The 19,903-nt window shown below is 63.2% G+C and carries 19 protein-coding genes and 1 pseudogene; 6 read left to right on the top strand and 14 right to left on the bottom strand.

Annotated elements, in window-relative coordinates:
- Positions 1 to 14: 14 nt before the first annotated feature.
- The 6 genes from wrbA to EA796_RS02990 all read right to left on the bottom strand — a co-directional run bounded on the left by wrbA (position 15) and on the right by EA796_RS02990 (position 7,483).
- Positions 15 to 614, bottom strand: a complete 600-nt coding sequence (wrbA, locus tag EA796_RS02965; RefSeq protein WP_122107473.1) for an NAD(P)H:quinone oxidoreductase — start codon at positions 612 to 614, stop codon at positions 15 to 17.
- Between the two features lie 117 nt (positions 615 to 731).
- Entirely contained in the window at positions 732 to 1,658 is a 927-nt protein-coding gene (locus EA796_RS02970) for an alpha/beta fold hydrolase (RefSeq protein WP_122107474.1), read from the bottom strand.
- Between the two features lie 53 nt (positions 1,659 to 1,711).
- The gene (locus EA796_RS02975) at positions 1,712 to 3,193 is read right to left on the bottom strand and encodes an aldehyde dehydrogenase family protein (RefSeq protein WP_122107475.1); all 1,482 of its coding nucleotides are present in this window, start codon (positions 3,191 to 3,193) and stop codon (positions 1,712 to 1,714) included.
- A gap of 169 nt (positions 3,194 to 3,362) precedes the next feature.
- Positions 3,363 to 3,941 (bottom strand): nuclear transport factor 2 family protein, encoded by a 579-nt coding sequence (locus EA796_RS02980; protein ID WP_021445005.1) that lies wholly within the window; start codon positions 3,939 to 3,941, stop codon positions 3,363 to 3,365.
- Between the two features lie 298 nt (positions 3,942 to 4,239).
- The gene (locus tag EA796_RS02985; protein WP_122107476.1) at positions 4,240 to 5,952 is read right to left on the bottom strand and encodes a sigma-54-dependent Fis family transcriptional regulator; all 1,713 of its coding nucleotides are present in this window, start codon (positions 5,950 to 5,952) and stop codon (positions 4,240 to 4,242) included.
- Positions 5,953 to 6,553: 601 nt separating this feature from the next.
- Entirely contained in the window at positions 6,554 to 7,483 is a 930-nt protein-coding gene (locus EA796_RS02990; protein ID WP_122107477.1) for a LysR family transcriptional regulator, read from the bottom strand.
- 147 nt (positions 7,484 to 7,630) lie between these two features.
- Here EA796_RS02990 and EA796_RS02995 point away from each other — a divergent pair, with 147 nt between their 5' ends.
- The 3 genes from EA796_RS02995 to EA796_RS03005 all read left to right on the top strand — a co-directional run bounded on the left by EA796_RS02995 (position 7,631) and on the right by EA796_RS03005 (position 9,014).
- Positions 7,631 to 7,858, top strand: coding sequence for a hypothetical protein (locus tag EA796_RS02995; RefSeq protein WP_256679069.1), 228 nt, complete (start codon positions 7,631 to 7,633; stop codon positions 7,856 to 7,858).
- Positions 7,859 to 7,935: 77 nt separating this feature from the next.
- Positions 7,936 to 8,415, top strand: coding sequence for a VOC family protein (locus EA796_RS03000; RefSeq protein ID WP_122107478.1), 480 nt, complete (start codon positions 7,936 to 7,938; stop codon positions 8,413 to 8,415).
- 146 nt (positions 8,416 to 8,561) lie between these two features.
- The gene (locus EA796_RS03005) at positions 8,562 to 9,014 is read left to right on the top strand and encodes a MerR family transcriptional regulator (RefSeq protein WP_122107479.1); all 453 of its coding nucleotides are present in this window, start codon (positions 8,562 to 8,564) and stop codon (positions 9,012 to 9,014) included.
- 69 nt (positions 9,015 to 9,083) lie between these two features.
- Here EA796_RS03005 and EA796_RS03010 read toward each other — a convergent pair.
- A pseudogene (locus tag EA796_RS03010) lies at positions 9,084 to 9,619 on the bottom strand (acetoacetate decarboxylase (ADC)); the annotation flags it as partial.
- An 80-nt stretch (positions 9,620 to 9,699) separates the two neighbouring features.
- Here EA796_RS03010 and EA796_RS03015 point away from each other — a divergent pair.
- Positions 9,700 to 10,941, top strand: a complete 1,242-nt coding sequence (locus tag EA796_RS03015; protein ID WP_122107480.1) for an NADH:flavin oxidoreductase/NADH oxidase family protein — start codon at positions 9,700 to 9,702, stop codon at positions 10,939 to 10,941.
- A gap of 353 nt (positions 10,942 to 11,294) precedes the next feature.
- On the opposite strand, the gene EA796_RS03020 is transcribed toward EA796_RS03015, so the two are convergent.
- From EA796_RS03020 to EA796_RS03050, 7 genes are all read right to left on the bottom strand, one after another.
- Positions 11,295 to 13,343 carry a pyridoxamine 5'-phosphate oxidase family protein gene (locus EA796_RS03020; protein ID WP_122107481.1) on the bottom strand — a complete coding sequence of 683 codons (2,049 nt, stop codon included), beginning with the start codon at positions 13,341 to 13,343 and terminating at the stop codon, positions 11,295 to 11,297.
- Between the two features lie 53 nt (positions 13,344 to 13,396).
- On the bottom strand, positions 13,397 to 14,023 hold the full coding sequence (locus EA796_RS03025) for a glutathione S-transferase family protein (RefSeq protein ID WP_122107482.1): 627 nt from the start codon (positions 14,021 to 14,023) through the stop codon (positions 13,397 to 13,399).
- A gap of 138 nt (positions 14,024 to 14,161) precedes the next feature.
- A complete protein-coding gene (locus tag EA796_RS03030) occupies positions 14,162 to 15,052 on the bottom strand; it encodes a LysR substrate-binding domain-containing protein (RefSeq protein ID WP_031303441.1) in 891 nt (296 codons plus the stop codon).
- On the bottom strand, positions 15,049 to 15,972 hold the full coding sequence (locus EA796_RS03035) for a LysR family transcriptional regulator (RefSeq protein WP_122107483.1): 924 nt from the start codon (positions 15,970 to 15,972) through the stop codon (positions 15,049 to 15,051). Before EA796_RS03035 ends, EA796_RS03030 begins: the two co-directional genes overlap by 4 nt.
- A 43-nt stretch (positions 15,973 to 16,015) precedes the next feature.
- Positions 16,016 to 16,636 (bottom strand): LysE family translocator, encoded by a 621-nt coding sequence (locus EA796_RS03040; RefSeq protein ID WP_122107673.1) that lies wholly within the window; start codon positions 16,634 to 16,636, stop codon positions 16,016 to 16,018.
- A 27-nt stretch (positions 16,637 to 16,663) separates the two neighbouring features.
- Positions 16,664 to 17,032, bottom strand: coding sequence for a DUF5064 family protein (locus EA796_RS03045; RefSeq protein ID WP_122107484.1), 369 nt, complete (start codon positions 17,030 to 17,032; stop codon positions 16,664 to 16,666).
- Between the two features lie 90 nt (positions 17,033 to 17,122).
- Positions 17,123 to 17,440, bottom strand: a complete 318-nt coding sequence (locus EA796_RS03050; RefSeq protein ID WP_122107485.1) for a DUF2288 domain-containing protein — start codon at positions 17,438 to 17,440, stop codon at positions 17,123 to 17,125.
- A gap of 295 nt (positions 17,441 to 17,735) precedes the next feature.
- Between EA796_RS03050 and EA796_RS03055 the strand changes: the two genes are divergently transcribed.
- The gene (locus EA796_RS03055) at positions 17,736 to 18,857 is read left to right on the top strand and encodes a branched-chain amino acid ABC transporter substrate-binding protein (protein ID WP_021442919.1); all 1,122 of its coding nucleotides are present in this window, start codon (positions 17,736 to 17,738) and stop codon (positions 18,855 to 18,857) included.
- A 116-nt stretch (positions 18,858 to 18,973) separates the two neighbouring features.
- On the top strand, positions 18,974 to 19,897 hold the full coding sequence (livH, locus tag EA796_RS03060; RefSeq protein WP_021442918.1) for a high-affinity branched-chain amino acid ABC transporter permease LivH: 924 nt from the start codon (positions 18,974 to 18,976) through the stop codon (positions 19,895 to 19,897).
- Positions 19,898 to 19,903: the final 6 nt, after the last annotated feature.

Here is a 19,903-nt window from a genome sequence, read left to right on the forward strand (position 1 = left end):
AGGTACTTCTCGCTCTAGCCGTGTAGCTTTGATGCGATCCGAGCAACGTGTTCGCCCTGATGACGTGCTATTTCCAGCTCACGCTCATCTGGCTGCCTGGAACCGTCGCCACCGGCAATGGTAGAGGCACCGTAGGGAGTACCTCCTCCTACCTTGGAGACATCAAACAGCGCTGGGGTGGTATAGCCGATCGGCACGATGATCATTCCGTGATGGGCCAACGTGGTCCAGGTGGAGGCAATGGTCATCTCCTGGCCACCGCCCGTTCCGGTTGAGGTAAACACGCTGGCGACCTTTCCTGCCAGAGCACCTTGGGCCCAGAGCCCGCCTGTTCGGTCGAGGAAGTTGCGCATTTGTCCGGACATGTTGCCGAAGCGCGTCGGGGTGCCAAAGATGATGGCATCGAAATCGGCCAGGTCTGACGGCAATGCCTCTGAGGCACTTTGATTCGTCTTGCCGCCTGCCGCGGCAAAGGCTTCCGGACTCATCGTTTCAGGAACCCGTTTGATCACAACCTCCGTTCCCGTAACGCTGCGGGCACCTTCGGCGACCTTGTTCGCCATGGTCTCGATGTGGCCATACATGGAGTGATAGAGCACTAAAACTTTAGCCATTGCCATTTCCTCTGGATAACGTGCTGTTTATAGATGCGGCACCGGGTCATGGGGGCGCTGATTAACTCAGCAACCTCGGCAGCACATGGAGACGAATCGGCCGGGATGCTTGCTGGCTTACTTCTGCAAGAAATCCAACAGGTCCTGATTCAGGCGCTGCTTGTGGGTGTCGGCCAAGCCGTGTGGCGCGCCGGCATAAATAATCAGCTTAGCGCCCTTGATAAGGGCTGCCGAAGCCTTCGCCGAGGTCTCCACAGGCACGATCTGGTCGTCATCACCGTGAATCACCAGAGTCGGCACGTCGAACTTCTTCAGGTCTTCACGGAAATCGGTGGCTGAAAATGCCGCGATGGAGTCATAGGTATTCTTGTGGCCAGCCTGCATACCTTGTACCCAGAACGACTGGATCAGGCCCTGCGATGGGGTGGCACCTTCCCGGTTGAAGCCGAAGAAAGGTCCAGACGCGATGTCGAGGTAAAGCTGCGAGCGATTGTCCAATGAGGCCTTGCGCAGGCCATCGAACACCTCCATCGACACGCCGTTGGGATTGCTCTCGGTTTTGAGCATCAATGGCGGGACGGCTGCGACCAGCACCGCTTTTTTCACGCGACTGGTGCCGTGGCGCCCGATGTAGCGAGCCACCTCACCGCCACCAGTGGAGAAACCGACCAGGGTGACGTCCTTAAGATTCAGGGTCTCAATCACGGCCGCCAGATCGTCGGCATAGTGATCCATGTCGTTGCCTTCCCAAGGCTGGCTGGAACGGCCATGGCCACGACGGTCATGGGCGATCACCCGGTAGCCTTTGTCGGCCAGAAACAGCATCTGTGCTTCCCAGCTGTCCGAGTTCAGCGGCCAGCCATGGCTGAATGTAACGACTTGACCGTTTTTCGGCCCCCAATCCTTGTAGTACAGCTGCACGCCGTCCTCGGTCGCGATGTAGCTATTGGCATGTGCCGTGGTGACCTCGGCGAGGCTGACGTTTGCCGCCAAGGTGGCGAATGCCGCGCTGGCTGCCAGGAGGATATTGGTGATTTTGCTCATTTTTGTTTCCTCGGTTTTTAGGCAATCGGAATCATTGTGTTTGAATGCGTTGCCTATACGTGGGCATCCATCAGGCCTGGGTTGAGCGTGATCGTTCTGATCTCGGTGAAATCCTCGATCGCAGCCACACCATTCAGGCGGCCGAGCCCCGACTGCTTGGAGCCGCCCTCCTCGGTGTCTTCGCCGAGTGCGCCCCACTCGTTGATCCAGACCATACCCGCTTCGATCCGGGGCGCGATCCGCAGCGCTTTGGAGAGATCGCGCGTCCAGATGCTCGCTCCCAGGCCATAGATGCTGTGGTTGGCCAACGCAACGGCTTCCTGTTCCGTCGCAAACCTCTGCATGGTGACCACCGGCCCGAACGTCTCGTCCTGGACGATCGGCATCGTCGGATCGCTCACCTCGAGAAACGCGGGGCGAAAGAACGCGCCTTTCGACAGCCTGCCTTCGACCGCCGGACCACCTCGCACAATGGTCTGCGCGCCCTGAGCAATGGCGCGCTCAACCAGGTTATCGACGCGCTCGACGTTCTCGCGGTCGATCATCGGGCCCATGTCGCTCGACAGGTCTGCCGCAGGCCCGACCTTTACCGCGCGCAGGCGTTCGGCAAAGCGTTTGCGAAACTCGTCGGCGATCCCTTCCTGCACGATCACCCGCTGCCCCGTCACACAGAACTGGCCCGCAAACACCGTCACTGACTTTTCCAAGATGGGTAGCGCGAGATCGAGATCGGCATCGTCGAACACGATCGATGGCGTCTTACCACCGAGCTCCAGTCCAACGCGCTTGAAGTGCGGTGCGGCGCTGAGCGCGATCGCCTTGCCGGTGCCAGTGCTACCGGTAAAGCTGATGATCGGCACCTCCGGCGAGGCGACGAGATGCTTGGCGCCATCGCCAGTCTCGTCGGTAAAGACATTAATCACGCCGCGGGGCAGTGCCGTTACGTTGCTGAAGATCTTGGACAGGGCCGAGGCGATCTGCGCGCTCTTGCCCGGCACCTTGACGATTACCGCACAGCCGGCCGCCAACGCAGGTGCGAGTGATCGTACCGTCAGGATTATCGGGGAATTCCAAGGCACGATGATTCCCGCCACGCCCATCGGCTGGCGCATCATCATCGCGATTCTGCCCGGTTTGGAGTCCACGACCCGTCCGGCCTCAGTGCGCGCGATACCGGCAAAATATCGCAGTGACGGCGCGCAGAGATCGACTTCGAAGCTGGCCTCGCGTTGAATCTTGCCGTTTTCGGTGCAGAGGATCTTGATGAGCTCGCCCCGATTGCGTTCGAACGCGTCTGCAAGGTTGTCGAGCACGCGCGCACGCAGCTTGCGATCGTGCACCCAATCGGTCTCGTGCATGGCGCGTTTCGCCGCGGCGATGGCCGCTTCGGCGGTTTCAACACCCCCTTCGGCATAGGTACCTATGACCTCATAGGTGGCAGGGTTGATGGATCCACGGATCGTATCCGCGCCCATCCACTCGCCACCGACCCAATTCAACGCATGTCGGGAGGTGTGCGGGGTATGAATATTCATGGCTAACTCCTGCGTGTTGCCTGGTGTGAAGTATCGGACCCTGTCCTGACGCGTAGAGAGAGGTTGGCAATGATGGGTTCTCCCCTCCGGGCGCCATCTGCCGGCACGCCAGGAGTGCTTTCGCTCTCCGGGATGCCGGCACAAGGCTTGGTCCTCGCGATCGAAATCGTTAATCCGCGGCCACCGTAAAGGGGGCTGCGTTCGCAGAGGTCTTCACAGTCCAGGCGCCAGACTGTCGGAAGGAGCTGGCAGACGCGTAGGTATCTTCCATGAACTGGAAATAGGTCATCTTGCCATCACGCACCTTGGCATGGATGGAGAACGGCGACGTGAATACCTGGTCGACTGCCACGGACCGATAGGTGAACTTACCGAAAATCGCCACATCCTCTCCGGAGGAGATTTTGGTGCTGATGGTGAAGTCTTCGATTTTCCAGTAGTCCTGGACCTGCATGAACAATGAACTAAAGGCTTTCGGCCCCTTGTTTGTGCCCGTCCAAGGCATGATTTTCCTTAACTCCGGGTTATCGAAGTTGAGAGAAACATAAGTGGCGTCGGGAGCCGCCAGCTTCTCGGCAGCAGCCTCAACCTTATCGGGCGCAGTATTGGCCAGGAACTCCATGACTACCGAAAGCGAAGCCGCAGACTGTGCTTCGCTAGTTGACTGCGCTACCACGGGAGTAACAGTCACAATGCACGCAGCGAGCGTGATTGCTGCAAACAGCGACTTGATTTTGGGGATGTTCATGAGCTTCTCCGTTAACTACCGTTTGTGATGCATGAGTCCTAGTACGTCGCCAAGTGCTGGTGAGTACTCGGCAACTGGCAGTGCTTCAGCAAAGGGTATGCCATCGCCGAAAAACTTATAGAAAACCCATATTTATCAGCAAGATAGGCTTGTAACGGAAGAAATTCTGATCAAGTCCATTATTTATCGAAGAGCGGCGTAATTTATCATTTGATAAATCATGGCAGCGCATTGATTATTTGGTTAATGTCACAAAAACTTCGCAATCAATTTGATCCATCCGTGAAGGCAAGCGAACTCACTCAGTCGCATCCTCATCAAGGATGCCACTTTTCTTGAGACGATAGGCCAGCGCAGGTCGAGTCAACCCGAGGATTCGAGCGGCTTGTGCAACGTTTTGCTGAGCAAGGTCCATTGCCCGTCGCATCAGCTGCTCTTCTACCGCTTCCAGGCTTATGTTTCGTTCGAAGATCTGCGTGACCCAATCGGCTGCGCTTTCCGTGTCTTCAGCCTGAACCAGCGCGCCATCGGCATTGAGACGATCACCATGCAGATTGCCTGCCTTTGGAAAGACCGCAAAAAGAGCGTCCTGCCCTATGGTTTCATTGCTGTCAGTGAGGATGACGCCGCGCTCGATCACATTCTCCAGTTCGCGGATGTTTCCCGGCCACGCGTAGCTGAGACACAGCTCCAGAGCCTTGTCTGACAGACCTAGCGTGCGCTTGTGATACTGCAGATGAAACTTGCTTAGAAAGTGCTCGACCAGCAGCGGCAGGTCCTCGAGCCGCTCGCGCAGCGGGGGGACCTGAACTGGAAACACATTCAGGCGGTAATAAAGATCCGCGCGAAACCGGCCCGCCTCGACTGCATCGGCGAGGCTCTCATTGGTGGCAGCAATGACTCGCACATCGACCTTATGGGTCCGAGAGCCACCCACACGTTCGAGCTCCCCCTCTTGCAGCACCCTTAGCAAGGTCGCCTGCGCTCTGGGGGTCAGCTCTACCACTTCGTCCAGAAAGATGGTCCCGCCGCTGGCGCGCTCGAAGCGCCCCGGGCGGGTCTGATTGGCGCCGGTATAAGCGCCTTTTTCAACGCCAAACAATTCGGCTTCAATCAGGTCCTGCGGAATGGCAGCGCAGTTCACCGCTACAAATGCTTGCTCGGCGCGCTCGCTGCGAAGATGCACGCTCCGTGCGATTACCTCCTTGCCGACGCCGGTTTCTCCGAGCAACAGGACTGAGATCTTGCCCTTGGCTGCCTTGTCGATCGTCTTGCAGACCTTCATGTAGGCAGGAGAGCGTCCTATACCGTAGTACTGGCCTTCTTGCTTCTCCAGACATGTGCGCAGCGAACTGATCTGCGATTGCAGTTCATACAGCTCCTCGATGATCGGATCGGCTTGAAAGTAGCGTCTGAATTCCGCGGCGTTTTCCCATTGCTCGGCGGGTTTGCCAATGATGATGCAGCGCTCATCGCCGCACCCGCGACAGCTGGTTTCCTGGATGATGATTTCGCGTTTCATGAACGAGGAGCTGTACGCACAGGCATAGCCCAGCAAGGACCAGCAGACGGGCTCATCCATCAGGCCCACCTCGGTCAGGCAGCTCTCGACCTCAAAGGAATCAATCCACTCAAGCTCGCAGTAGAAATGGCCGGCCTCCTGATCCACTTCCAGCTGAATGGGCTTCGCATTGACCATGCCCTTCAAGGAGTGCAACTGCGGACCAACCAGGAACATTTCCAGCTCCGGACTGTTCGGCCTCAGCTTGCGGGCCATTTCGGCGTCTTTTAGTCCGGATTGGTAGCCGAGTCGCAGGAAGAATCCCTTGGCGCGCTCGATCCCCAGGCTATTGATGAGTTCCCGGCGGAAATTAGCCATCGCCGACACCTGCATCAGCAACATGCGCTGCTCGCCGAACCAGATCTTGCCTTCTGTGCTTTGAAAGCGAATCTGTTCACTCAGGTCCTGAAAGTCCGAATGCTTGATCCCTGAGCTGTAGCTGATCGCCATTGCAGGAGGCCTCGATTATTGTTTTGAGCGGCTCGATTGATCTGTGCCAGCAAATGAGAGGACCGAAACGAGTGAGCGTGACATCACACGGTTCCAGTCAGTATGGATGCGTAGAGCGGGCCTGCTCCGGAGAAGCCGCCAGGGCGGCGCAGGGTTAACGGATAGCACCGGAGCCATGATCAAGGGCTGATCAACTACGCCGGCCACGGCTCAAGTCGATAGACAGGGCGAAAGCCGAGCGCTTCACGAACACTCTCCCCCATTGCTTCGATTACCAGGCCAATGCCTGCTCGAGGACCGGGGTGAACGCAGTGACTGACTCTCGCACCTGCAATTTCAGGCAATCTCATAATCGTTGCTCTGAACGGTAGCCTGGCCATAAGCCTTTACCGGCCTGCCAATACGCGCTAAGCCAGTGCCCAGTGCGGGTTAGCCGAATACACCCTGGCAGCCACGACACGGCGAGCGGTATGGAACATCGACACCGATCCTTTTCCTGTCAGACGCGAATAGCGCGCTCAGCTGAAAAAAGGATAAGTCGGAGAGACCCTCGCCATAAGCCTGGAAAAATCGAATCGGTGTTTCGTTTTTCTCGAACGACTCACTGCCGGGATTGCGAACTGGTTGCCAGCATCTGATCCCAAATGGGCGGGTTGCCGATCTGCTCGCTAAGGAAGCTGCTCAGCGCGTGAAGCTTGGGCGAGTTTTTTTGCGATTGACGGTAGACCACAGAAATATTGCCTCCTCGCGGGGCATAAGGCTCCAACACCTCTATCAGTTCACCGTCCACGATGGCTTGCGCGGCCAGAAAGGTGGGCAATATAGCCAGCCCGAGGCCTGCTTTCGCCGCCTCCATGAGTTGGTGACCACAGTTGGTGCGCATCCGGCAGCGCACGCGAAATGACTCCAATGTGTCATTCACCGGTAGCGTCCACATGCCGTGTGGTTCGCGATTAACGTAGAGCAAGGCGAAATGCTGAGCGAGGTCTTGCGGTAGCTGTGGCGTGCCATGTGCATTCAGATAGTCAGGGCTGGCACAGATGATATGGCGGTTGGGTGTGATGATTTTGGCCACCAGCGAAGAGTCCGGTAACTCACCAATACGCACCGCCGCATCGAAGCCCTCTTCATGCAAGTTGACGCGCCGGTCGTCGAACTCAACGTCCAAGTACAACTCAGGATATTGCTTGGCAAAAGACGCCAAAAGCGGCGTCAGATATCGCATACCGAACGCCATCGGGGCTGCAATACGCAGATCTCCGCGGACACTCGACTGGGACGTCAGAACTGCATTCTCGGCATTTTCTATATCGGCGAGAATTGCGGTGCAATGACGGTAAAAAACCTCACCCGACTCGGTCAGGCGAGTCTGCCGACCACGCTCCAGCAGGATGCATCCTAGACGTTTCTCCAGTTGCTGAATGCGCTGAGAAACCATCGACTTGGCCGTGCCCAAACGACGAGCGGCCTCGGAAATACTCCCGGTGTCCACTACAGCCACGAAAGCATGCATTTCAGATAGTTTATTCATGCTCTTATCCACAGAAATTGACTTGCATGCTTTTCAGACTGACCGCCCAGGCGCAGCTGGTTCTGCACAATACCAGCAGAAAGCAGATTTATCGGCGGGATCGAGGGACCGCTACGGGGCGAAAACCACTCCTCACGAGCGCAGGGCATGTCCTGTGTGCCGGACAGCGGTTTTGAATCGGAGCAGGCCGACCCGACGCTGGGCCTTGGGCCGAAGCAAGCCCAGGGCTACGCCGATCTGAGGGTTACTGCTCATGTTCGTGCAGGCCGGCAGGCGCCCACGCTTCGCAAGGTCAGCACGACCATCCGCTACGACGGCAAGCACCACCCGTTCGATCCGTTTCAGAGATTCTGGATAAGAGAGCCGCAGCCGTAACGACGAACCAGGCAAACACAAGCCAGCCCCACTGCCGTCTAGACTCCTGAGTCTCAACCCATGGCGGGAGACTCAGGATGACCAGCAAGAACACCATCTGCCTCTGGTACGACCGCGACGCCCTGGCAGCCGCGACCTTCTATGCCGAGACCTTCCTGGACAGCGCCGTGCTGGCCGTGCATCGCGCCCCCGGCGACTACCCCGCCGGCAAGCAGGGCGATGTGCTGACGGTGGAGTTCAGGGTGATGGGCATCCCCTGCCTCGGGCTCAATGGCGGCCCGGCGTTCCGGCACAACGAGGCCTTCTCCTTCCAGGTCGCGACCGACGACCAGGCCGAGACGGATCGTCTGTGGCACGCGATCATCGACAACGGCGGCCAGGCCAGCGCCTGTGGCTGGTGCAAGGACAGATGGGGCATCTCCTGGCAGATCACCCCGCGTGTCCTCACCGCCGCCATCGCCAGCCCCGATCGCGCGGCGGCCAAGCGTGCGTTCGAGGCCATGATGGGCATGAGCAAGATCGATATCGCACAGATCGAGGCGGCGCTGAAGTCTTGAGTCCCGGCGTTTGGACAACCAGGACGCGCCCGCGAAGCAAAGGCACGAGCTGGCAGCCTTGCGAGCCAGTGCTGCCGGTTGCCGAGTTAAAGGTTAACGTTGGGCTTAAACCTTTAACCGGCTTGCAGCACAGGGGCAGCACAGCTATGAAAATCGGCGAACTGGCGCAGCGCACCGGCCTTGCGGCTTCGCGCATTCGCTTCTACGAAAGCATCGGCCTGCTCAGGCTGGTGGAGCGGCAGGCCAACGGTTATCGCAGCTATCCGCAGGAGGCGGTGCTGGTGCTGAACCTGATCACCACGGCGCAGCAGGCCGGCTTCAGCCTCGACGAGCTGCGCACGCTGCTGCCGCAGGACCTGTCGCAGTGGGAGCACAGCAAACTGCTCGACACCCTGCACGCCAAGGTGCATGACATCGAGACACTGGAACAACGCCTGGCGCAGAGCAAGACGCACCTGCTGGCGTTGATCGACGAAATCGAAAGCAAACCGGACGACCTCGACTGCGCGGCCAACGCCAAGCGGGTACTGTCGAAGATGAACCTGGGCGAGACCAGCGAGATGCCCAAACGCGCCGGCAAAACCGGCCAGCGCGCCTGAGGCTGCAATCGCCTGGGGGGTGCCGCGCGCACCAGCCGTTGATGGCTGACGCACGGCCCACCCAACCTTTCACCGCAGCATCTGCGCTAGGGGCTCGGGCGCATAGAGCGCGCTCTGGAAGTCCGGCACGTATGCGTCCTTCATCATCCTGCCCAGCTGCAGCGACGCGATGTAGCTCGACAGGCTGCCATCGCCGAGCTTGAGGCTCACCGAATCCGCGTTCGAGTTGGAGGCATGGCGCAGCTGCCGGGAAACGGCGTAGCCATAGGCCAGCTCGCCGTCGTGGCCGATATTGATGAAGCTGTTGGTCACCAGTTCGGGTTCGTTGGACAGCTCGGCGAGCTTCTCCACCTCGAAGACGAGGTCGAGCCTGCCGGTTTCGCTGTCGGCGATCTCGAAGACGAGGCGCTTGCCGGTCTCGCGACAATCGATGGCGGTCAGCCACTTCGACAGGTTGTAGCCGACCACGCCCCGCACCCGCGCCAGCTCGGTATTGACCGGCAGCTTGAGCACCTGGCCCCAGAAGTCCTTGGACAGCGACTGGCCGACCAGGCTGATCGGCCCCAGGTTGGCGTGCCGGGCTTGTTGGTGACGATGGACAGGGCGAATCGCGTGCAAATGCTCATTGACATTAAAGTGAGCTTAAAGGTTAAGGTCGCCTCACTTTCAGCCGAGGAAGCGCCCCATGAACCTGTTCGCCCCCCTTGTCCTGCCCAACGGCTCGACCATCCCCAACCGCATCGCCAAGGCGGCGATGGAGGAGAACATGGCGGACGCCGAGCACGCGCCGTCGGAACAGCTGCTGCGCCTCTACCAGGCCTGGGCCGAGGGCGGCGCCGGCCTGCTGATCAGCGGCAACGTGATGGTCGACAGCCGCGCCATGACCGGCCCGAGCGGCGTGGTGCTGGAGGACGATGCGCAGCTGGCCAGGTTCGAGCACTGGGCGCGCATCGGTCGTGCTCGGGGCGCGCAGTTCTGGCTGCAGATCAACCACCCCGGCCGGCAGATGCAGGCCAACCTCGGCCAGCCGACCTGGGCACCCTCGGCGGTGGCGCTGGAGCTGGGCAAGCTGTCCAAGCGCTTCGCCACCCCGCTGGCGATGACCCAGGCGATGATCGACGAGGCAATAGCGCGCTTCGTCCGCACCGCCCGCCTCGCCGAACGGGCCGGCTTCAGCGGCGTGCAGATCCACGCGGCGCACGGCTACCTGCTCAGCCAGTTCCTCTCGCCGCTGACCAACAGGCGCAGCGACCAATGGGGCGGTTCGCTGGAAAACCGCGCGCGCCTGCTGCTAGAGATCGTCAAGGCGGTGCGCGCCGAGGTGGCGCCGGGCTTCGCGGTGGCGGTCAAGCTCAACTCGGCGGATTTCCAGCGCGGCGGCTTCAGCGCCGACGACGCGCAGCAGGTGGTCAGGCTGCTGGGCGAGCTGAAGGTGGACCTGGTCGAACTGTCCGGCGGCAGCTACGAGGCGCCGGCCATGCAGGGCGAGGCCCGCGACGGCCGCACCCTGGCCCGCGAGGCCTATTTTCTGGAGTTCGCCCGCGAGATTCGTGCGCTGGCAAGCATGCCGGTGATGGTCACCGGCGGCATCCGCCGTGCGCCCGTCGCCGAGCAGGTGCTGGCCAGCGGCGTCGAGATGGTCGGCATCGGCACCGCCCTGGCCATCGACCCCAACCTGCCGCGCGACTGGCAGCGCGGGCAGCACAACGCGCCGCAGCTGCCGCCGATCACCTGGGGCAACAAGGTGCTGGCGTCGCTGGCCAACATGGCCGTGGTCAAGCACCAGTTACGCAAGCTGAGCCAGGGCCGCGACACCCACCCGCGGGTATCGCCGCTGTGGGCGCTGCTCCAGCAGCAGCTGAGCGATATGCGGCGCTCCCGTCAGTACCGTCGCTGGATGGCGCGGCGTGGTCTGGCCAACGGCTAACAGGCCGTCCCAGGCGGGCTGGTTATGGCGATCGCGCCTCTGAACCGGCTCGCAATGGTCCGGCGCTTACTGGCCCGCAGCGTGCGTCGTGCGCACCGCCAGCGAGCGGATGGGTGGAACACACCGCGCCCTACGACAGCGCACTGGCGCTGCCCCCGGCCAGCCATCGCCATAAGCGCGCCAATGCCGAAACGGAGGATCGGCACGTCGGTATTTCCGCCGAAACCAGCAGTTGCGGCAGCAGATACCCGGCCTCGACCTCGCTCTGAGCACAGTACGAGTGGCGCGTGGCCTGGGCGCTGTCGCGCCAGCTGGGAGCGGGATGGGTTTGCCCGTTCATCTCGCCTGCCTCCTCAGAGATCCAGCACCAGCGGCTGCGTACCGCCTTCGCTCTGCGCCGGCACGGCGCAGCAGATCAGCACGCTGTCGTCTTGCGGCAGTTCGGCGGGCGGATTCGGGTAGTGCACCTGGCCGCTGACCAGACGCGTCCTGCAGGTGCCGCAGGAACCGCCGCGGCAGCTGAACTCGGGGCTCAAGCCGCGGCTTTCCGCCAGCTCCAGCAGGCTGCCGCTGCCTGGCGTCCAGCGCGCCTCCTTGGCCGAGGCGGTGAAGTACACCGGCACCGGCTCGCTCGCCGCTGGCGGCTGCACCAAGGTGGCGGCCTGGCCGTCCGTGCGGCGCGTGAGCGTCGAGGGGCCGAACGCCTCGGCGTGGATGCGCGCGTCGGCGACATTCAAGTCGCGCAGGCCGTCGTAGATCGCCTGGGTAAAGGCGGCCGGGCCGCACAGGTAGAAGTCATGGTCGTCGAACGCCAGGGCCGCCTTGATCTGCGCCAGATCGAGACGTCCCTGCTGCTCGTAGTCGCGCCCGAGCACGGCATCGCTGCCCGGTGCGCTGAGGGCACGGTGGATGTGGAGCAGGCCATTGGCACGTTGCACCAGCTCGCGCAGCTCGGCCTGGAACGGCAGGTCGGTCAGCGTGCGTGCGCCCTGGAAGAAATGGATGCGCCTGCCCCGCCCCAGCGCCACCTGTTCGCGCAGCATCGACAGCAGCGGCGTGATGCCGACACCCGCGCCGATCAGCACCAGCGGCCGATGGGTGTCGCTGTTGAGGGTGAAGCTGCCCAGCGGCGCACGCACCTCCAGCACATCCCCGACCTGAACCTGCTCGTGCAGATGCCGCGACACCACGCCCTGCGCCTTGACGCTGATGCGCAGGACGCCATCCGACGGCGCGCTGGACAGGCTGTAGGTGCGCAGCAGGGTTTCGCCCGCGGCGCTGCTGATGCGAATGGGCAGGTGCTGGCCGGCGGCGAAACTCGGTGCGGCGCCCTGCTCCGGCGCCAGCACGAATGAGCGGATATCGCTGCTCTCCTGCTGCAGACTCAGTACCCGCCAGCGCTGCCACTGATTACGCTGCTCGCGTTCGCGCAGACGCGCATCGGCTTGCGCCCAGGTGCCGGTCATCAGGCTGGTCGGCGCGTACTCATGGAAGGTCCAGCGCAGCGAAGCCGCCGCCGGGCGCAGCACCACCTGCTCGACGTCGAAGGTCCACAGCCGCTCGGCGCCCTCGAAGGCCTGGATCAACGGGCTGTCGAGAATGATCTCGACGCGGCCGGCCAGCTGCAGCACGTCGCCCGTGGAGAAGTCGACGAACAGCAGGCCGGCGCGCGGATTGACGCTGAGGTTGCCCAGGGTATTGAAGTGCAGGTTGCCGGCGTAGTCGGGAATGGTCAGGCGATTGCCCTCTACCCGCACGAAACCGGCGCGCCCGCCACGGTGGGAAACGTCCACCGAACGACGGCCATCGTCGTGCTCGACGTAGCTGGCGACGAAGAAGGTATCGGCGCCGCGGATCATTGCCGCGCTGCGTGCATCCAGCTCGCTGGCGTCGTGACGCGCGCTACCCCGTCCAGCCGGAGAGCGGCTGTATTCACGCAGCTGGATATATTGCGGGCAGTTGCCGAAGGAATGCTCCACATCGATGTCCAGGCGCTGCGCCGAGGCCTGGCGGATATGGCCGTTGATGCGATTGCGCCGCCGCGTGTGCAGCTCGATACCCAGCAGGCCGATGGCCTCGCCGGCGCCCAGGCCAGAGGTGGCCGGGTCGAGCGGGTCGAGCGCCATGGCGGCGAGATCGAACGCCAGCCGGCGCGGGTCGGGCGAGGTGACGAAGCCCTCCTCGCCCTCGATCAGGGTGGCCCAGGGCTGGCCTGCGCCATCCACGGCACCGGCGATCATGAAGGGCAGTTGCCGGTAGAAGTCGCGATGCTGGTCCGGCATATGGTCGCGGATCACCTTCTGCCCGAGCACTTCCATGCGCTCGGCGACGCCGACCTTCTCCTGCAATTGCTTTTCACCGGCGTGCCAGGGCGAGTGCCGATGGCTGGGAAGCTGTTGCATGTTCTGCCCTCCACGAGAGGAGCCGCCGGGTAAACCTGGCAGCTGGCGGTGACTCAGGCTTGCAGGCCGGCGGCGGTACGCGGCATCGGCACGAACCCCGGCAGCGCCTCGATGCGTGCCAGCCAGGCGCGGATATTCGGGTAGGGCTCCAGCGAGACGTTGCCCTCCGGCGCATGGGCAATGTAGGAGTAGTTGGCCACGTCGGCGATGCTCGGCTTGTCGCCGGTGAGGAACGGGGTTTCGCCCAACTCGCCTTCCATCACGGTGAACAGCGCGTGGGCGCGGTTGATCACTTCTTCGCTGTTGAACGAGTAGCCGAATACGGTGACCAGGCGCGCGGCGGCAGGGCCGAAGGCCACCAGCCCGGCGGCTACCGACAGCCAGCGCTGCACCCGTGCGGCGGCGGCCGGCTCCTGCGGCAGCCAGTCGTCGTTGCCGTAGCGCTTGGCCAGGTAGACCAGGATGGCATTGGAGTCGGCGACGACGGTGCCGCCGTCATCGATCACCGGCACCTGGCCGAAGGGGTTGAGGGCGAGGAACTCGGGGGTCTTGTGCGCGCCCTTGGCCAGATCGACGAAGATCAGCTCGGTGGGCAACTGCAGCAGCGACAGCATCAGTTCGGCGCGGTGGGCGTGACCGGAACGGGGAAAGTTGTACAGCTTGATGGCGGGACGGGACATGCGATGACTCCTTCGAGGTGGGCTTAGGTCTCCGCGAGACAACTGGCCTTCGCGACGATGGGGGCCATGTTCACTCCATCCAACCCCGATAAGAATCACCACTATTGGCAATCCACTATTTCATTTTCCGCAATCAGCTCAGACCTGAAAGGCCGGGTGGGCGCGCAGGCGCGGTACGGCAAAGTCGAGGAAGCTGCGCACCCGCGCCGCCGCCCGGCGCCCCTCGCGGTAATACAGCTGCACCGGCACGGGCGCTGTAGCGAAGTTTTTCAGCACCGCCTGTAATTGCCCACTCTGCAACTCCTGATAGGCCTCGTAGCTCAGGCAGCGGGTCAGGCCAAAACCGGCGAGCGCCGCGCGGATCGCCGCCTGCGGCGTGCTGCAAGTCAGCCGCGGCGCGAGCTTCACCGCGCCGTCCACAAAGCGCCATTCCCCCGCATGCCCGGTCGAAGAGCGAGCGATGGTGCGGTGCGCGTGCAAAGCCTGCGGGTTGGCGGGCCAGCCCCAGCGCTGCAGATAGGCAGGTGCCGCACAGACCAGCGGTCGCGCCCACCCCAACGGCACGGCGAAGCCGGACGAACTGGGCAGATGGCCGACCACCACGGCCAGGTCGATGCCCTCCTCCAGCAACCTGGGCGGCTCTTCGCGCGCCAGGGTGGCCAGGCTCACCTCGGGAAAGGCTGCCAGGTAGTCGACGGCAATCGGCGTCAGCACCTGATGCGTCATCAGCAGCGGCAGGGCCAGGGTCAGTTGCCCGGCGGGGTTGGCGTGCAGGCCGGTCACGGAGCGCTCGGCCTCCTCCACCCGCTGCAGGATGCGCTGGCAGCTGTCGGCGAAAGCCGCACCCGCCGGGCTCAGGCTGACGCCGCGCGGACCGCGCAACAGCAGGGTGCTGTCCAGACGGCTCTCCAGCGCAGCAATCGTACGCATCACCGTGGCCTGCGACAGCTGCAGCGCCCTGGCGGCCGCCGCCAGGCTGCCGGCCTGCGCCACGGCGAGGAACACCTGCATTTCACGGTGATGGCTCATGCTGCGGGTGGTGCGCCGGCCGCGCGCAGGGCCGGATCGGCGCGAAAGCTGGCGGCGCAGTGGTCGACGAAGGTACGCACCTTGGCCGACACCTGGCGCCCGCCCTGGTGAATGATGTGCACCGGCAGGGCCGGTGGTTCGAAGGCTTCGAGCACCAGTTCGATCTCGCCGCGCGCCACCGCCTCGGCCACCTGGTAGGACAGCACGCGGGTGTAGCCCCAACCCAGGCGTGCGGCGCCGATCGCCGCCTGGTTGGAGCTGACGGTAAAGCGTGGACGCGGCATGAAACCGAAGGGCCCGTCGGCGCCGATGAACTGCCAGTGCGACAGCAGGTTGCTGGCGCTGGACATGACGATGGGTGCATCGCGCAACTCATCCGGATGACGCGGGCGGCCGACACGGTCGAGAAAGGCCGGCGCGGCACATACCACCGGGCGGATCTGCCCGACCTGCAGCGCCGGATGATCGCCCTCGGGCAGCGAGCCGATGCGCACGGCGACGTCGATGCCCTCCTCCAGCATGTTCACCACGCGGTCGACCAGCAGCGCGTTGACCTCCACGTCCGGGTGGGTGTCGAGGTACTGGGCGATACGTGGAATCAGGAACAGCTCGCCAAACATCACCGGCGCGGTCACGGTAAGCCGCCCGCGCGGGCGCACGCTGCCGCCGGCGGCCAGCTCCTCGGCCTCCTCCAGCTCCAGCAGGATGCGCCGGCAGTCCTCGACATAGCGCTGGCCGGCCTCGGTCAGGCGCAGGCTGCGCGTGCTGCGCGCCAGCAGCAGGGTGCCGAGACGCGCCTCCAGCGCGGCGACCGCGCGGGTCACGCTGGGCGGCGAGATGCCCAGCAGCTTGGCGCCGCCGGCGAAGCTCTCGGCCTCGGTCACCGCCAGCAGCACCCGCATTTCCTGAAACCGGTCCATCGTCACCGCCTGGTTCTTGGTCGCGAGGGCACAGGATAGCGCTTCAGCGTCGACTCAAGGCCAGGCGCGCGGCGAACAGCAAGAAGATCAGCCCGGTGCTGCGATCCAGCCACCTGATCACCGCCGCGCGCCGCAGCCAGTGGCCGAGCGGCTGGGTGGCGCCGATCAGCGCCAGCGCCCAGATCAGGCCGAGCGCCACATGGATGCCCACCAGAACGAAGGTCCAGGCGATCAGGGGTTGGCCCTGGGGGATGAACTGCGGCAGGAAGGAGACGTAGAAGATCCCCACCTTGGGGTTGAGCAGGTTGCCCAGCAGGCCGCGCAGAAACCAGTTGGCGTCGGGTTTGCCGCTCGCCTGCGCGAGGGCCAGCGAGCTGCGCGGGCGCAGCAGCAGGTTCAGCCCGAGCCAGGCCAGATAGGCCGCGCCGCAATACTTGAGCAGGTTGTAGGCGAACTCGGAAACCGCCAGCAGCGCGCCCAGGCCGAAGGCCACCGCCGCGCCCCACAGCAGGCAGCCGGCGTTGATGCCCAGCGCCGCGCGCAACGCCTGCCGGCGCCCCTCGACCGCGGCGGTGCGCAGCACCAGCGCGGTGTCGATGCCCGGCGTCAGGGTCAGCAGCGCGGCGGCGAGGGTGAAGGCGATCAGGTTCTCGGCGATGGGCATGAAGAACAACGCTCGGCCAGTAGGTGCTCAGAGCCCGTCCTGCTCCAGATGATCGAGGTTCACCGCCTCGCCCGGCTTGGCGTGCAGCTTGCTGCGGATGTCCTCGAAGATGGCGTCGTATTCCTTGTGCCCGCGCATGATCGGGCTGGCGTTGGCGTGCAGGCCGTGCTTGACCACCAGCCGGGAGATCACGCTGGCGAAGTTGAAGGCGGTGTCGCGGTGCATCTCGAACACTTCCTCGAAGGCCTTGCCGTCGATCTCGCCGACCAGGCGACCGTGCAGCATGGCGCCTTCTTTGGGGTCCTGGCGCACCTCGTAATAGAAGTCGATGGAATAGCTCGGCTGCCCGGCCATACCGGGCGGATTGCGGCGATGCAGGTGACCGGGTTCGAACATGGCACCACTCCTTAGTAACGGGTCTGAGCGTTCCGCGCGGGAACGCCGAGACAGTCTAGACCGGCTATCGCGCCGCTGCAGCGCGCCGTTTCAGTGCACGCTGGCGGGCGTCGCCCGCTCCTGCACCAGCACCCAGGGCGCCACCACCACCGCCCACAGCTGCGGGTCGCGCGCCAGCAGGTCCTCGGCGCGGGCATCCTCCAGCTTGCCCAGCTGGCCACGGGCCATCCACTCGGCGACCCGCGCCTGGTCGTTGCTGGCCACGGCCTCGGCGATCGCCACCAGATCCTCGCTGCCCTCGACCCAGAGCAGTGCACCCCGGGCGAAAAAGGGTTGCAGTTCCTGCCAGCGAATCGGCGCGGTTTCGCCAAGCAGCTTGGCATAGAGGGTGCTAGATTGATCCGTCATGGTGTGCCCCGTGTCGATGGCGATGAGTGCAGGCGCGCAATGATAGCGCCGGCAACTCTTCAGGCAACCGCGGGACGCTCGCTGAGCGACTGGGGACACGCCGTTTTTCTGTACATACCTTGCAATTTAGCGACACCCCCGCGATTCGCCTCCAGCTGCCGGCTTTTCAAGGCGCAAATCCGCGCTCTACACTGTTCCGGTACAGTTGCCGGGGGCATGACCGGGGTAACGGACCCGGTTCTGCAGCTTCGGCCGCAAGAACTACAACAACGAAAAACATAAGAGTGGAGCACTCATGAACAAGGCTACTAAGCAGATTTCCAAACTGTTTGCGGCAATGGCTCTGGCGGGGGCGGCCAGCTATTCGATGGCAGCCGACACCATCAAGATCGGCCTGGCCGGTCCGGTGACCGGTGCCGTGGCGCAGTACGGCGAGATGCAATTCATCGGCGCCAAGATGGCCATCGAGCAGATCAACAAGGCCGGCGGGGTGAACGGCGCCCAGCTCGAAGGCGTGGTCTACGACGATGCCTGCGACCCGAAACAGGCCGTCGCCGTGGCCAACAAGATCGTCAACGACGGCATCTCCTACGTGGTCGGCCACCTCTGCTCCAGCTCCACTCAACCGGCCTCCGACATCTACGAAGACGAAGGCATCCTGATGATCACCGCGGCCTCCACCAGCCCGGACATCACCGCGCGCGGCTATGAACTGGTGTTCCGCACCATCGGCCTGGACAGCCTGCAGGGCCCGACCGCCGGCAACTTCATCGCCGACAGCATCAAGCCGAAGAACGTCGCCGTGATTCACGACAAGCAGCAGTACGGCGAAGGCATCGCCACCGCGGTCAAGCAGACCCTGGAAGGCAAGGGCATCAAGGTCGGCCTGTTCGAAGGCATCAACGCCGGCGACAAGGACTTCTCCGCGATGATCGCCAAGCTCAAGCAAGCCGGCGTCGACTTCGTCTACTACGGCGGCTACCACCCGGAACTGGGCCTGCTGCTGCGCCAGTCGAAGGAGAAGGGTCTGGACGTCAAGTTCATGGGCCCGGAAGGTGTGGGTAACAAGGAAATCTCGGCCATCGCCGGCCCGGCCTCCGAAGGCCTGCTGGTGACCCTGCCGAAGTCCTTCGACCAGGATCCGAAAAACCAGGCGCTGGTCGAGGCCTTCAAGGCCAAGAACGAAGACCCGAGCGGCCCGTTCGTGTTCCCGGCCTATGCCGCTGTGCAGGTGATTGCCGAAGCCATCGAGAAAGCCGGCAGCACCGACACCGCCGAAGTGGCCGCAACCCTGCGCGCCAACAGCTTCGACACCCCGACCGGCACCCTCGCCTTCGACGAGAAGGGCGATCTGAAGGACTTCAGCTTCGTGGTCTACGAATGGCACCAGGACGGCACCAAGTCCGAAGCCAAGTAACAGTCCCGCCTGAACCCAAAGCCCACTGCAGCCGCAGTGGGCTTTGTTTATTAGAAGAATTCCGGTCTTGCGCTGCGTCACAAGCGCCGCTTTACGCAGGGCCCAGGAGTTAGGCAATGCCTGATCTTTACCACTACCTTCAACAGCTGATCAATGGACTCACCATTGGCAGTACCTATGCCCTGATCGCCATCGGCTACACCATGGTCTACGGCATCATCGGCATGATCAACTTCGCCCATGGCGAGGTTTACATGATTGGCTCGTACGTAGCCTTCATCGTGATCGCCGGACTCGCCATGTTCGGTCTCGACAGTCTGCCCATCGTGATGATCGCGGCGTTCTCCGCCAGCATCATCGTCGCCAGCGCCTACGGCTACAGCATCGAACGGGTGGCCTACCGCCCCTTGCGCGGCGGCAACCGCCTGATCCCGCTGATCTCCGCGATCGGCATGTCGATCTTCCTGCAGAACGAGGTGTTGCTGGCCCAGGACTCCAAGGACAAGGCCATTCCCAACCTGCTGCCAGGCAACTTCATCTTCGGTGAAAGCGCCATGAACGGCGTGGTCATCTCCTACATGCAGGTGCTGATCTTCGTCGTCACCTTCGTGGTGATGGTCGGCCTGAGCATGTTCATCTCCCGCTCGCGCCTCGGCCGCGCCTGCCGCGCCTGCGCCGAAGACCTGAAGATGGCCAACCTGCTGGGCATCAACACCAACAACATCATCGCCCTGACCTTCGTCATCGGCGCCACCCTGGCCGCCGTGGCCGCGGTGCTGCTGGGCATGCAGTACGGCGTGATCAACCCGCACCTGGGCTTCCTCGCCGGGATCAAGGCGTTCACCGCCGCGGTGCTCGGCGGCATCGGCAGCATCCCCGGCGCCGTGCTCGGCGGCCTGGTACTGGGCGTGGCCGAAGCCTTCGGCGCCGACATCTTCGGCGACCAGTACAAGGACGTGGTGGCCTTCAGCCTGCTGGTGCTGGTGCTGCTGTTCCGCCCGACCGGCATCCTCGGCCGTCCGGAGGTTGAAAAAGTATGAGTGCGC

This window comes from Pseudomonas sp. AOB-7 (assembly GCF_003696305.1).
GTDB lineage: Bacteria > Pseudomonadota > Gammaproteobacteria > Pseudomonadales > Pseudomonadaceae > Aquipseudomonas.

What these genes read in the sequence shown, in the direction of transcription:
- EA796_RS03020 (WP_122107481.1), bottom strand. Translation starts at nt 13,343, where the DNA reads ATGCAACAGCTTCCCAGCCATCGGCACTCGCCCTGGCACGCCGGTGAA.
- EA796_RS03040 (WP_122107673.1), bottom strand. Translation starts at nt 16,636, where the DNA reads ATGCCCATCGCCGAGAACCTGATCGCCTTCACCCTCGCCGCCGCGCTG.
- EA796_RS02980 (WP_021445005.1), bottom strand. Translation starts at nt 3,941, where the DNA reads ATGAACATCCCCAAAATCAAGTCGCTGTTTGCAGCAATCACGCTCGCT.
- EA796_RS03015 (WP_122107480.1), top strand. Translation starts at nt 9,700, where the DNA reads ATGAACCTGTTCGCCCCCCTTGTCCTGCCCAACGGCTCGACCATCCCC.
- EA796_RS02970 (WP_122107474.1), bottom strand. Translation starts at nt 1,658, where the DNA reads ATGAGCAAAATCACCAATATCCTCCTGGCAGCCAGCGCGGCATTCGCC.
- EA796_RS03045 (WP_122107484.1), bottom strand. Translation starts at nt 17,032, where the DNA reads ATGTTCGAACCCGGTCACCTGCATCGCCGCAATCCGCCCGGTATGGCC.
- EA796_RS03050 (WP_122107485.1), bottom strand. Translation starts at nt 17,440, where the DNA reads ATGACGGATCAATCTAGCACCCTCTATGCCAAGCTGCTTGGCGAAACC.
- EA796_RS03000 (WP_122107478.1), top strand. Translation starts at nt 7,936, where the DNA reads ATGACCAGCAAGAACACCATCTGCCTCTGGTACGACCGCGACGCCCTG.
- EA796_RS03035 (WP_122107483.1), bottom strand. Translation starts at nt 15,972, where the DNA reads ATGGACCGGTTTCAGGAAATGCGGGTGCTGCTGGCGGTGACCGAGGCC.
- livH (WP_021442918.1), top strand. Translation starts at nt 18,974, where the DNA reads ATGCCTGATCTTTACCACTACCTTCAACAGCTGATCAATGGACTCACC.
- EA796_RS02975 (WP_122107475.1), bottom strand. Translation starts at nt 3,193, where the DNA reads ATGAATATTCATACCCCGCACACCTCCCGACATGCGTTGAATTGGGTC.
- EA796_RS03055 (WP_021442919.1), top strand. Translation starts at nt 17,736, where the DNA reads ATGAACAAGGCTACTAAGCAGATTTCCAAACTGTTTGCGGCAATGGCT.
- EA796_RS03025 (WP_122107482.1), bottom strand. Translation starts at nt 14,023, where the DNA reads ATGTCCCGTCCCGCCATCAAGCTGTACAACTTTCCCCGTTCCGGTCAC.
- EA796_RS02985 (WP_122107476.1), bottom strand. Translation starts at nt 5,952, where the DNA reads ATGGCGATCAGCTACAGCTCAGGGATCAAGCATTCGGACTTTCAGGAC.
- EA796_RS03030 (WP_031303441.1), bottom strand. Translation starts at nt 15,052, where the DNA reads ATGAGCCATCACCGTGAAATGCAGGTGTTCCTCGCCGTGGCGCAGGCC.
- EA796_RS03005 (WP_122107479.1), top strand. Translation starts at nt 8,562, where the DNA reads ATGAAAATCGGCGAACTGGCGCAGCGCACCGGCCTTGCGGCTTCGCGC.
- EA796_RS02995 (WP_256679069.1), top strand. Translation starts at nt 7,631, where the DNA reads ATGTCCTGTGTGCCGGACAGCGGTTTTGAATCGGAGCAGGCCGACCCG.
- wrbA (WP_122107473.1), bottom strand. Translation starts at nt 614, where the DNA reads ATGGCTAAAGTTTTAGTGCTCTATCACTCCATGTATGGCCACATCGAG.
- EA796_RS02990 (WP_122107477.1), bottom strand. Translation starts at nt 7,483, where the DNA reads ATGAATAAACTATCTGAAATGCATGCTTTCGTGGCTGTAGTGGACACC.